This is a genomic window from Enterococcus pernyi, from assembly GCF_045371165.1.
GTDB classification, from domain to species: Bacteria; Bacillota; Bacilli; order Lactobacillales; family Enterococcaceae; genus Enterococcus_B; species Enterococcus_B pernyi.
Genome location: NZ_JBIQDM010000001.1, coordinates 100,469 through 113,236, shown reverse-complemented (window position 1 = coordinate 113,236; position 12,768 = coordinate 100,469). Strand labels below are relative to the sequence as shown.

The following is a 12,768-nucleotide window of genomic DNA, read 5'->3' as shown; positions in this document are numbered from 1 at the left end:
TTATTTAGCTTTCACAGCTGATTTGATAGTGATTAATGATTTTTTCGCTCCAGGAACGTTACCTTTGATCAAGATTACGTTTCTTTCAGCATCTACACGTACAACTTCCAAGTTTTGGATAGTTACGCGGTTGCCACCCATACGGCCAGCAAGACGTTTGTTTTTGAATACACGGTTAGGTGCAACTGGACCCATTGACCCAGGACGACGATGGTAGCGAGAACCGTGAGCCATTGGTCCGCGGCTTTGGCCGTGACGTTTGATAACCCCTTGGAATCCTTTACCTTTCGTAGTACCTGTTACATCAATAATGTCTCCTGCTTGGAAAACATCAACTGTAATTTCTTTTCCTACTTCATATTCTCCTAGCTCAACATTTTTGAATTCACGAATGAAGCGCTTAGGAGCCGTGTTTGCTTTTGCAACATGACCTTTCGCAGGTTTGTTTGATAAAACTTCACGTTTGTCTTGGTAACCAACTTGAATAGCTTCGTAGCCATCAGTTTCCATTGTTTTTACTTGTAGTACTACGTTTGGCGTAGCTTCTACAACAGTAACTGGAATTAATTCGCCAGATTCAGTGAAGATTTGTGTCATTCCCACTTTTTTCCCTAAGATTCCTTTGGTCATGAGTACACCTCCATTATTATTAGTTTAGTTTTTATAGTTTGATTTCGATGTTAACACCTGATGGTAAGTCAAGCTTCATTAAAGCATCAACTGTTTTTGGTGTTGGGTTCACAATGTCGATAAGACGTTTGTGTGTACGCATTTCGAATTGTTCGCGTGAATCTTTGTATTTGTGGGTCGCACGAATAACTGTGTAAAGACTGCGTTCAGTTGGTAATGGAATTGGACCAGAAACGCCAGCTCCAGTTCTTTTTGCAGTTTCCACGATTTTATCCGCTGATTGATCTAAAATACGGTGTTCATACGCTTTTAAACGGATACGAATTTTTTGTTTTGCCATCTTGTTCCCTCCTTCGCCTATTTTGAAAAGTAGACATAGCTCCACGAAAATTTCCGTCACGCTCGTTCGTGGCAAAGCGTCCGGGCGTGTCGCAACCTCTCGTTTCTTAGCCGACAAAATCATTTTGATTTCGTCTGTGCCATTCACCTAAGGTAAACGCACCTTTGTCATTATAATATATCTAAATTCACAACGCAAGGTTTTTTTGCTGTAAAAAACAATTTATTTTCATAAATTTTCATTCAATTAAAAAAAGAGAAATCCTCCTCTTTTTTATAGAAGGATTTGTGGTTTTTCCTTCCAATTTCCATTCTCCTATTTAGAGGAAAAAGGCAATTCACTACATATTAAGAATATTTTTGGATATTCCTCTCTTTCATAGCCTCTCCTCTAATCAATTGTTTGCTGAAATAAAAAAAGTTCGAGGCAAAGGATCAAGATCCTTACCTCGAACTTCAACGTCCGAATAAATGTTACTTTGTTAGGCTTAAAATGAATTAAGCTTTGATTTCTGTAACGACACCGGCACCAACTGTACGTCCGCCTTCACGGATTGAGAATTTAGTACCGTTTTCGATAGCGATTGGGTGGATTAATTCAACTTCCATTGTTACGTTGTCGCCAGGCATAACCATTTCAGTTCCTTCTGGTAATTCAACAACACCAGTTACGTCAGTCGTACGGAAGTAGAATTGTGGACGGTAGTTAGTGAAGAATGGAGTGTGACGTCCACCTTCTTCTTTAGTTAACACGTATACTTCTGCAGAGAATTTTGTATGAGGTGTGATTGTACCTGGTTTAGCTAAAACTTGACCACGTTGGATGTCTTCACGTGAAACACCACGTAATAACGCACCAATGTTATCGCCTGCTTCAGCGTAGTCTAATAATTTACGGAACATTTCAACACCAGTTACAGTTGTTTGAGCTGTTTCTTCTGCGATACCAACGATATCGATAACGTCACCAACACGAACTTGTCCACGTTCAACACGTCCTGTAGCAACAGTACCACGACCAGTGATTGAGAATACGTCCTCAACTGGCATCATGAATGGTTTGTCGTTATCACGTTCTGGAGTTGGGATATATTCGTCAACTGCAGCCATCAATTCAAGAATTTTTTCTTCGTATGAAGCGTCGCCTTCTAAAGCTCTTAAAGCTGAACCAGCGATTACAGGAACATCGTCACCAGGGAATTCGTATTCTGTTAATAGGTCACGAACTTCCATTTCAACTAATTCAAGTAATTCTTCGTCATCAACCATATCTACTTTGTTCAAGAATACAACGATGTATGGTACACCAACTTGACGAGATAATAGGATGTGTTCACGAGTTTGAGGCATAGGGCCGTCAGCAGCAGAAACAACTAAGATTGCTCCGTCCATTTGAGCAGCACCAGTGATCATGTTTTTAACGTAGTCCGCGTGTCCTGGGCAGTCAACGTGAGCATAGTGACGTGCGTCAGTTTCGTACTCAACGTGAGCTGTTGAGATAGTGATTCCGCGTTCGCGTTCTTCAGGAGCACCATCGATTTGATCGTAAGCCATTGCTTGGCCGCCGTTTTTCTTAGATAGTACAGTTGTGATTGCAGCTGTTAAAGTTGTTTTACCATGGTCAACGTGTCCGATAGTACCAATGTTAACGTGTGGTTTCGAACGGTCAAATTTTTCTTTTGCCATTTTAAAATATCCTCCCTAAAATTACAGTTTAATTTTTATTTGTCTGATAGGTATGTGATAGACAAAATTGCCGATCACATGCCCGTATCATCAAAAGTTATTTTACACGAAACTGCATAAAAAATACAGTCTCTAGATAAATCTCTTCACGAGACTACCTTGCTTTAAGAAATTATTCAGCTTTTCCGCCGTTTTTCTTAATGATTTCTTCTTGAACAGATTTCGGTACGTCTTCGTAGTGGTCAAATACCATCATGAATGTACCACGACCTTGAGTTGCTGAACGCAATGTAGTCGCGTATCCGAACATTTCTGCCAATGGAACGATTGCATTAACGATTTGTGAATTACCGTGTGCTTCCATTCCTTCGACACGTCCGCGTCGGCTTGTTACGTGTCCCATGATATCACCTAAGTAATCTTCTGGTACAGTAATCGTAACTTTCATCATTGGTTCAAGGATCACAGGACGTGCGTGTTTTGCAGCAGCTCTTAGAGCCATTGATGCAGCAACACGGAACGCTGTTTCATTTGAATCGACGTCATGGTATGAACCATCGTAAAGTTTTGCTTTGATATCCACTAATGGGTATCCAGCAAGAACACCGTTATTCATTGATTCTTCTAATCCTTTTTCAACTGCTGGGATGTATTCACGTGGAACCACACCACCAACGATTGCGTTTTCGAATTCGAAGCCTTTTCCTTCTTCGTTTGGTGTAAATTCAACCCATACGTGACCGTATTGACCTTTACCACCAGACTGACGTACAAATTTACCTTCCGCTTTTGTTGCTTCACGGAATGTTTCGCGGTAAGAAACTTGAGGCGCACCAACGTTTGCTTCAACTTTAAATTCGCGTTTCATACGGTCTACTAATACGTCCAAGTGCAACTCACCCATACCTGAGATAACTGTTTCACCTGTTTCAACGTTTGTTTCAACACGGAATGAAGGATCTTCTTCTGCAAGTTTTTGCAACGCAACACCCATTTTATCTTGGTCAGCTTTTGATTTAGGCTCAACAGCGACTTGGATAACTGGTTCTGGGAATTCGATTGATTCAAGGATAACTGGTGCATCTAATGCACACAATGTGTCCCCTGTTGTTGTATCTTTCAATCCAACAGCAGCGGCGATATCACCTGAATACACTTTGTCGATTTCTTGACGTGTGTTTGCGTGCATTTGTAGGATACGACCGATACGCTCTTTTTTGCCTTTTGATGCGTTCAATACGTATGAACCACTTTCAAGGACACCAGAGTAGACACGGAAGAAAGTTAGACGACCTACGAATGGGTCAGTCATTACTTTAAATGCTAATGAAGCAAAAGGAGCTTCGTCATCTGCAGGACGAGTTGTTTCTTCGTCTGTTTTTGAGTCAATACCTTTGATTGCTTCAATATCAAGTGGTGATGGCAAGTAATCAAGAACAGCATCCAACATCAATTGGACCCCTTTATTCTTGAATGCTGAACCAGCTAACACAGGGAAGAACTCAACGTTGATTGTTGCACGACGGATACCGGCAATCAATTCTTCTTGAGTGATTTCTTCACCTTCAAGATATTTCATCATTAGTTCTTCGTCTGTTTCAGCAACAGCTTCGACTAATTTTTCACGCCATTCTTGTGCTTGTTCTGCATATTCTTCAGGAATTTCAGTTTCTTGGATGTCTGTGCCTAGATCGTTTGTGTAGATCTCTGCTTTCATCGTTACCAAGTCAATGATACCTGTGAAGTTATCTTCAGAACCGATTGGCAATTGGATTGGATGCGCGTTCGCTTGTAAACGATCGTGCAATGATTTTACTGAGTATAAGAAGTCTGCACCGATTTTATCCATTTTGTTACAGAATACGATACGAGGTACTCGGTACTCAGTTGCTTGACGCCAAACAGTTTCAGTTTGAGGTTCAACACCTGATTGTGCATCAAGTACAGTTACAGCACCATCCAATACACGTAGAGAACGTTGAACTTCGATTGTGAAGTCTACGTGTCCTGGTGTATCGATGATATTTACGCGGTAACCTTTCCACTGCGCAGTAGTGGCAGCAGATGTAATCGTGATACCACGTTCTTGTTCTTGTTCCATCCAGTCCATCTGTGAAGCTCCTTCGTGAGTTTCACCGATTTTATGGATTTTACCAGTATAGTACAAGATACGCTCTGTTGTTGTAGTTTTACCTGCATCAACGTGAGCCATGATACCAATATTACGAGTTTTTTCTAGCGAAAATTCTCTTGCCATTTTCTTACTCCTCTCTTTGTTTAAATCGATTGTAAATTGACTTTCTGCTGTGGGATTAGCCGACAGACAGAGAGGATCTTACCAACGATAATGAGCAAATGCGCGGTTCGCGTCTGCCATTTTGTGTGTGTCTTCGCGTTTTTTAACAGAAGCTCCAGTATTGTTTGCAGCGTCCATGATTTCTTTCGCTAAGCGTTCTTCCATTGTGTGTTCACCGCGCAAGCGAGCGTAGTTAACTACCCAACGTAGCGCTAAAGTCGTGCGACGTTCAGGGCGAACTTCAACTGGTACTTGATAGTTTGAACCCCCAACACGACGTGCTTTAACTTCAAGAACAGGCATAACATTGTTCATTGCTTGTTCAAACACTTCTAATGGATCGTTACCTGTAGATTCTTTGATCAAATCAAAGGCATTATAGATAATATTAGCAGCAACACCGCGTTTTCCGTCAACCATTACACGGTTGATCAAGCGAGTTACTAATTTTGAGTTATAAATAGGATCTGGTAAAACATCACGTTTTGCAACAGGACCTTTACGTGGCATCCGTAACTCCTCCTTCCGAAATATTCTTCATAGTTGATCGAACGACTATTATATAGTAGGTTCGATTTTCATTTGTAGTAAATAATTAAAATTAAGCTTTAGGTCTTTTCGTACCGTATTTAGAACGGCTTTGTTTACGGTCGTTCACACCAGCAGTATCTAGTGCACCACGAACGATATGATAACGTACCCCTGGTAAGTCTTTTACACGTCCACCGCGTAATAGTACCACGCTATGCTCTTGTAAATTGTGACCAATCCCTGGGATATAAGCAGTAACTTCAATTAAGTTTGACAAACGAACACGAGCATATTTACGTAAAGCTGAGTTCGGTTTTTTAGGTGTCATTGTTCCCACACGTGTAGCTACCCCACGTTTTTGAGGAGAGTTCACGTTTGTTTGAGTTTTCTTAAAGCTGTTATATCCTTTGTTCAAAGCAGGTGAATTAGATTTTTCCACCTTTGATTTACGAGGTTTACGTACTAATTGGTTAATTGTAGGCATTCCTAGTTCCTCCTTCCCACGATTCACATCTAGTTCCACACATCCAGGTGGTTCTTTTTTTGCGATAAAAAATAAATGCAGTTATGCATCTTTATCAAATATGCTTTGATAAACAGTCAGCACGTCTCTTAACAGAGACCTGTAGATAAAGCACCTTAGTTAGAATATCACGGATAAAAAAGAATGTCAACCAAACATATACATTTTTTTCTATCCTATAAAAATTGTGTTATGCTCTCTATCTTTTTCGATTAAATCAAGCTAAAATAGCAGTTAAAGAGCTATAAAAATGCTGGAGGGATAGAAATGAACTTAAAGCAATTAGTAGGCATTAAAGCTGCAGAATTTGTTGAAGATGGCATGATCGTTGGACTTGGAACTGGTTCTACTGCCTATTATATGGTAGAAGAAATTGGCCGACGCATGCGCGAAGAAGGATTGAAAATCACTGGTGTCACTACTTCTAGCGGTACAAAAGCACAAGCAGAAAGCTTAGGTATCCCTTTGAAAAGTATTGATGAAGTCCCAGTCGTCGATTTGACGATCGATGGTGCCGATGAAATCAGTGCCGATTTTCAGGGGATCAAAGGTGGCGGTGCTGCTCTTTTATTTGAAAAGATCGTTGCATCTTATTCAAAACAAACGATCTGGATCGTCGATGGATCAAAAATGGTGGATCAACTTGGGCGCTTTCCACTCCCTGTCGAAGTCATCCCCTATGGTTCTCAACAACTGATGCGTCTTTTTAAAGAAAAAAACTATCAGCCTGTATTACGTCAAACAGAAACTGGTGAGACCGTCGTAACAGATAGTGGGCACTATATTATTGACCTTCATTTAGAACGAATCGAAGATCCCGAAAAATTAGCGACTTATTTGGATCAATTAGTCGGTGTCGTCGAACACGGCTTGTTTTTAAATATGGTTTCAAAGGTTGTCGTTGCCTCTGAAAATGGCGTGTCTGTACTCGATACTCCCTTTCAAAAATAATGCGAAAGAGATTCGTTGAAAATGCCTAAAAAAACTATCTTTTTCAGTTACTTTATGCTACATTTTTACTTGTCTCAAACACTTAGAAAACTTTGCTAGAAAGGAATCACCATGAAGATTATCGGTTATGCACGTACAACTATTAATGATGTCGATTCGACGGCTCAAATGCAAAAACTCTCTGATTTTGGTTGTCACGAAATTTTTCACGAAACGTATGGTCAAAAAGACAGTTTATCTGACGCCATTTGTTTAGAAAAAGTCATCGAAAAAATGGAGCAAGGCGATACATTAGTGATTTGCCAGCTTCATCATCTAGGAAAATCGACAAGACAACTAACAGAATTCACGAAATTATTTAAAGACCGTGGGTTACATCTAGTCAGCATCACAGAAAAAATCGATACTCGCGAACCTATGGGGACGGTCTACTTCCAATTGATGGAAGGATTAGCTGAGATGGAGTGTGCATTGATCAAAGAACGCACGCTGATTGGATTAGATGAAGCACGCAAAAAAGGAAAAATCGGCGGACGACCAAAAATCGATGCCAAAACAATCAAAAAAATTCGTCGTCTCTACTATGAAAAGAAAGAAACGATCCAATTTATTTCTTCAAAATGTGGCGTTTCAGTCGGCACTTGCTACAAATATATCAACCTACCTGAAAAAGAGCTTCAGCAATTATTCAATTAATTAGCAAGTACAAACCCGTTGATTTCAATAATTGATCGAAAGAACCCACACTAAACAAACAGAAATTATTTTACTTAATAGATAAAAAGGTTGTCAAACAAGTTTTTTGAGTGAAAGCTCTGTAATAACGCTTGTTTACAGCCTTTTTTTTAGTTCGTCTGTGGTCTTTTAAACAAACAGCTTTCATTTTACAATGGAAATCTTATGAAAAACATTGTACAATAAGGCAGAACTGAAATTTTCAGAAATAACACTTATTTTAAAGGAGAGTTAAACATGCCAAAATTAGTTTTTTCTCGTCACGGTCTTAGCGAATGGAATGCATTGAACCAATTTACTGGTTGGGCAGATGTAAACCTAGCACCAGAAGGAATCGAAGAAGCAAAAGAAGGCGGACGTAAAATCAAAGAAGCTGGAATCGAATTTGATGTTGCTTATACTTCTGTATTAACTCGTGCCATCAAAACTTGTAACTTGATTTTAGAATACTCAGATCAACTTTGGGTACCACAAATCAAATCATGGCGCTTGAACGAACGTCATTATGGTAAATTACAAGGATTAAATAAAAAAGAAACAGCAGAAAAATATGGTGACGAACAAGTTCACATCTGGCGTCGTTCATACGACACTCTTCCTCCATTAATGGAAGCAACTGATGAAGGTTCAGCAGCAAACGATCGTCGTTATGCAATGTTAGACAAACGCGACGTACCTGGTGGAGAAAACTTGAAAGTTACTTTAGAACGCGCATTGCCATTCTGGCAAGACGAAATTGCACCAGCTTTGTTAGACAACAAAACTGTCTTAGTTGCTGCACATGGTAACTCTTTGCGTGCATTAGCAAAACACATCGAAGGAATCTCTGATGAAGACATCATGGATCTTGAAATCCCAACAGGTCAACCACTTGTTTATGAATTAAACGACGACTTGACTGTCATCAAAAAATACTACTTATAATAGATATTCTATTGTAAGTATGACAGCCTCCTCACCTCCTATTATTGTAAGAGATGAAGGGGCTGTTTTTTTTAGACATTGGATAAACTGTAGTCTTAGCTCTTTAATGCTCAGAGTATCAATGTTACTAGGTAAAGAATCTTATTCTTCATATACAAGTAATGACTAAAAAATAATATAGACACTACCCACATTATTCCCCAAGCGATAGTGTCCACTTTCTTTAATGTTTTATTGTTAATACTCATCTAACTAAACGAATAAATAGTAAGATTGACATCTAAACTTATATACTACTTAATGTGAAATTGTCTATTCAATAAAGTAGATGAAGATGATTATGTAAAAAATATGCTCATACTTTTAAATAAGAACTACATCTCAATTGTAATAATTCCTAACTCAATCCCACGTACTACAGCTGTAACGGTAGAGTGAACATTTAACTTGTTGAAAATGTGTTGCATATGAGTTGAAACCGTCCGTCGACTACTATAAATAATTTCAGCAATTTCTTGTTGGCTCTTACCTTGAGCTACCAACTGCAAAATTTTTTTTTCCGTTTTTGTTAAACTTACATATATTTTTTCATATTCTGGAAAAATAGTATCTCCCCCATTTACTAGATGAATCTTCGTCACGAGATCTTCCACTGAACTTGTTTTATTGACAAATGCTTTTGCCCCCATGTTTATTGCTTCTTCATAATTTCTTATCAATGTGCTACCTGAAAGAAACATTAGTTTTGTTTCTGGAAACAACTTGAGTATTTTTTCCCCTTCTTCTAATCCATTTTTCTCACCTAACCGAATATCCATCAACACAATATCTGGTTTTTCTTGCTTGACTACTTCAAGACAATCTTTACGGTGATTACATGTAACAAAGTGATCAAAATACTTCCTTAAATATAATTCAAGGCTTTGTAAAAAAAGTTCATGGTCATCAAATAAGATAATTTTCATTACTATCTGTCATCCCTTTCGATTTAAATCGATGAAATACTCCGATAATTCTAAATAAAAACACAGTGCTATTTCTAAAGAGCATTGGTAATTTATATAAGGTGTGGAGAATAGCTAAGAAGATAAGCCAATAAATTCCCTTGAAAACTTTTTCTCAAGTTTCCTCTGTTGATTCAGTGACTATATTTATACCAAACTGTATCTCCCTGATAGTTCTCTATTACACAATAATTGAACACAAAAGCTTACAAAAAAACTCTCTATTTTTATTATATTTCATGCCTACTCGTTTTTAAATAGGTAAAACGAGAAATAAAATAACTCACATTGCTTATTTTAAAAAGCATTTTTTTATTCTACAATTAATGTTGTCAAGAGATAGAACAACTCAGCATTTTAAAATAGTGGATACTTTTACATACAAGAAATGCATACTTTGATACAAAAAACACTATTATAAAATAAATAATTTTTTTGGAAAGAAGGAATAATTGATCATGAAAAAAATGTTAAAGAAGTATTTTATTGCTAATTTGGGACTACTCTGTATTTTATCCGTCATATTCCCCTCAACCTTAACCGCTTATGCTTCCGAGCTTCCAGAAGAACAAAAAGCTACTGTAACACGTGTTTCAAATGATACGTGGCTAGCGTTTGAACAAGAGTTCAATCAAATGATTCAATCAAAAAAACAATTAACCGGAAATACTTCACTTTCTGAAGAAGAAGCATTTTACTTAATAAACAAATACGATGGGGCGCAATCAACTGTCTATATTTCAGGCAGAGCTTCCTACTCAGAAATGTTTAAAACAGGGGCTTATAATGCTTTTGCTTCTTCAAAATCTTCCATGGCTAATCTTCGCGACGACTATGGAACCTGTGCAACGTTACTACAATCTGTAGGGGTTCTCGGAGGAGCAATGGCTGGAGGACCAGCAGGCGCATTACTTGGATTAATTGGCTCTACAATATTAGGTACTCGCTTTAGAGATGCAAATTCTGATATGAAGAAATGGATCAATGTTGGATCATCAAAAGGTGGCTGTCGCTTCACAGCTACAGATGAGTTCCCTATTGCAAGTTTGAATACACTAACACAAAGTCCAATTCAAAAGCTATGATCTTAGGAAAGATTTTAATAGTGGTAGTCTATCTCTTCTCGCTATACAGCTATTACTATTACAAGATCAAGAAAGGTAAGGAGACAAAATTAAGTAGAATCGGATTAGTTCTGTATACCTTGTTTGTTATGATTTGTCTTTGTATACTTTAAATTTCCTTTTTTAGGTTATGAATCAATCAGTAATCCATTCTGAATAACTCGAAAGATCCATAATATTAGACGTTTTACTGATAGCCCAGCCTAGCTATTCTTTCTAAGCTGGGCTATTTATTAGCACATAAATAGCGAGAGGACAAATAGATTATATAAGCTATGTAACATAATAGCAGGTAATATATTGTTGGTTTTCACGTATAGATATGTTGTAGCTAAAGTCAAAAATAGAATTTGGACCATTGCTAATAAATTTCCGCTATATGTAAAGCTATGCCCATAGAAAAACAATCCTGTTGAAACCAACCCATACACTATTTTTAACCAATTAGAATCAGTTATACTCAAAAATAGGTAACGGTAAACTATTCACTTATTAGGGCAATCACTATGACAGAAAATAGAACAACACTATCGTAATTTTGTGAGACTACTTCAAAACTACCAAATACAAGTACCATATATATAAAATTCATCACTAACAAAAGTAGCAAAGTGAATCCTACTTGTTTCATCATTGACATATTCAGACCTTGTAATGCTCGATTTAATTCGGACATGCAAAGTAAGTAAGTAAATAAATAAAATCATTATCAGATTTAGAATCAATTGGTTATTTTCTAATAATATGAGAATGGTCTTACTTCTTATTATTCCGAAGTTTGTTATACAAAAAATGGTTATCCAGACAGTTAGAATGATACTTTTATTTAGAGTTAACCGAATGTGATCTACCTTCATCTTGACCACCAATTAATCGAACGATGAGTCATCTTGTCCCCCTTCTCACCGTCTCCTGAAAAAGCAAGCAGTAATCGCATAGATAGTTAAAACACTGTCATTCTCTTTCTTATCGCATTCCTAACATATAATGCTTATATTTATTAAACAAACAATATCTTCTTATATCTCCCCTCCAATTTATCAACTTACTATGTAAAAGTACTGTTTGTTGTTTTCATCCTACTTTTCTCAATTATCTAAAAACATTAAGTATTACTTATTTTCATTATACCCCTTCCTTTTTTTGTATAGCAAGGTGCAGAGAAAGAAACCTATTAGTAAAATCTTGTACAGATAACATTTGTATTTTTTATCTACTAGTAACCTACAGTAACACTTACGCAAAAAGCGTAAAAGCCAAAATAGTTCCCTATTATGACTTTTACGTTTAATCAAATTCTTTCATTACAATTACTACCCTTGAATCGCCGTTTCCAATCCTACTTCAATCATGTCATTGAATGTTGTCTGACGTTCGCTGGCAGTTGTTTCTTCACCGGTGATCAGATGGTCACTGACCGTCATGATCGCTAATGTTTGCACTTGGTATTTTGCACCTAGATAATACAACGCAGCAGCTTCCATTTCCACGCCCATCACACCAAGTTCTGCTAACTTGAATGTCTCTGTCAAATCGTCTTTGTAGAAAGAATCTTCTGATAGTACATTGCCAACGTGTGTAGTAAAACCTTTTTCTTTCGCTACTTCGTATGCTTTCAACAACAAGTCAAAATCACAGATTGGTGGAAAATGGAACGCGTTGAAATTCTTTTCGATCATAGAAGAACTTGTCGCGGCTCCTTGTGCTAAGACCAAGTCACGAACGTGTACGTCTTTTGACAAGGCACCGCATGTGCCAACACGAATCAATTTTTTTACGTCATAGGAATTGACCAACTCATGCGCATAGATCATCGCTGAGGGCATACCCATTCCTGTTCCTTGAACAGAGACTCTTTCCCCTTTATACGTTCCAGTATAACCAAGCATACCGCGTACTTGGTTATAGCAAACGGGATTCTCTAAAAAAGTTTCTGCAATATACTTCGCTCTTAGTGGATCGCCAGGAAGTAAAATCTTGTCTGCGATTTCTCCTGGTTTTGCTTCAATATGAACACTCATTTCC

Annotated in this window: 13 protein-coding genes; 4 read left to right on the top strand and 9 right to left on the bottom strand. The window is 37.7% G+C overall.

Annotation, left to right across the window (positions count from 1 at the left end; genetic code table 11):
• The 6 genes from rplC to rpsL form a co-directional block, all read right to left on the bottom strand.
• The gene (gene rplC / locus ACH0AK_RS00565) at positions 1-630 is read right to left on the bottom strand and encodes a 50S ribosomal protein L3 (protein ID WP_010734470.1); all 630 of its coding nucleotides are present in this window, start codon (positions 628-630) and stop codon (positions 1-3) included.
• A 31-nt stretch (positions 631-661) separates the two neighbouring features.
• A complete protein-coding gene (gene rpsJ, locus ACH0AK_RS00560) occupies positions 662-970 on the bottom strand; it encodes a 30S ribosomal protein S10 (protein WP_010734471.1) in 309 nt (102 codons plus the stop codon).
• Between the two features lie 497 nt (positions 971-1,467).
• On the bottom strand, positions 1,468-2,655 hold the full coding sequence (gene tuf, locus ACH0AK_RS00555; protein ID WP_010734472.1) for an elongation factor Tu: 1,188 nt from the start codon (positions 2,653-2,655) through the stop codon (positions 1,468-1,470).
• 172 nt (positions 2,656-2,827) lie between these two features.
• Positions 2,828-4,912: an elongation factor G gene (gene fusA, locus ACH0AK_RS00550; RefSeq protein ID WP_010734473.1), complete on the bottom strand. Its 2,085-nt coding sequence runs from the start codon at positions 4,910-4,912 to the stop codon at positions 2,828-2,830.
• Between the two features lie 78 nt (positions 4,913-4,990).
• A complete protein-coding gene (gene rpsG / locus ACH0AK_RS00545; protein WP_010734474.1) occupies positions 4,991-5,461 on the bottom strand; it encodes a 30S ribosomal protein S7 in 471 nt (156 codons plus the stop codon).
• Positions 5,462-5,552: 91 nt separating this feature from the next.
• Complete coding sequence (gene rpsL, locus ACH0AK_RS00540) at positions 5,553-5,966, bottom strand: 30S ribosomal protein S12 (RefSeq protein WP_010734475.1); 414 nt, start codon at positions 5,964-5,966, stop codon at positions 5,553-5,555.
• A gap of 306 nt (positions 5,967-6,272) precedes the next feature.
• On the opposite strand from rpsL, the gene rpiA reads away from it, so the two are divergent.
• The 3 genes from rpiA (at position 6,273) to ACH0AK_RS00525 (ending at position 8,615) form a co-directional block, all read left to right on the top strand.
• Positions 6,273-6,956 (top strand): ribose-5-phosphate isomerase RpiA, encoded by a 684-nt coding sequence (gene rpiA / locus ACH0AK_RS00535; protein WP_010734476.1) that lies wholly within the window; start codon positions 6,273-6,275, stop codon positions 6,954-6,956.
• A gap of 111 nt (positions 6,957-7,067) precedes the next feature.
• Positions 7,068-7,652 (top strand): recombinase family protein, encoded by a 585-nt coding sequence (locus ACH0AK_RS00530; RefSeq protein ID WP_010734477.1) that lies wholly within the window; start codon positions 7,068-7,070, stop codon positions 7,650-7,652.
• A 276-nt stretch (positions 7,653-7,928) separates the two neighbouring features.
• A complete protein-coding gene (locus ACH0AK_RS00525; protein WP_010734478.1) occupies positions 7,929-8,615 on the top strand; it encodes a 2,3-diphosphoglycerate-dependent phosphoglycerate mutase in 687 nt (228 codons plus the stop codon).
• Between the two features lie 374 nt (positions 8,616-8,989).
• Here the strand turns inward: ACH0AK_RS00525 and ACH0AK_RS00520 are convergent, their stop codons facing one another.
• On the bottom strand, positions 8,990-9,580 hold the full coding sequence (locus ACH0AK_RS00520) for a response regulator transcription factor (RefSeq protein WP_023518900.1): 591 nt from the start codon (positions 9,578-9,580) through the stop codon (positions 8,990-8,992).
• A 497-nt stretch (positions 9,581-10,077) separates the two neighbouring features.
• On the opposite strand from ACH0AK_RS00520, the gene ACH0AK_RS00515 reads away from it, so the two are divergent.
• Positions 10,078-10,704 (top strand): hypothetical protein, encoded by a 627-nt coding sequence (locus ACH0AK_RS00515; RefSeq protein WP_499796685.1) that lies wholly within the window; start codon positions 10,078-10,080, stop codon positions 10,702-10,704.
• 272 nt (positions 10,705-10,976) lie between these two features.
• Here ACH0AK_RS00515 and ACH0AK_RS00510 read toward each other — a convergent pair whose 3' ends face one another.
• The gene (locus ACH0AK_RS00510; RefSeq protein ID WP_499796714.1) at positions 10,977-11,228 is read right to left on the bottom strand and encodes a CPBP family glutamic-type intramembrane protease; all 252 of its coding nucleotides are present in this window, start codon (positions 11,226-11,228) and stop codon (positions 10,977-10,979) included.
• An 828-nt stretch (positions 11,229-12,056) separates the two neighbouring features.
• A complete protein-coding gene (gene deoD / locus ACH0AK_RS00505; protein ID WP_010734481.1) occupies positions 12,057-12,764 on the bottom strand; it encodes a purine-nucleoside phosphorylase in 708 nt (235 codons plus the stop codon).
• Positions 12,765-12,768 lie beyond the last annotated feature (4 nt).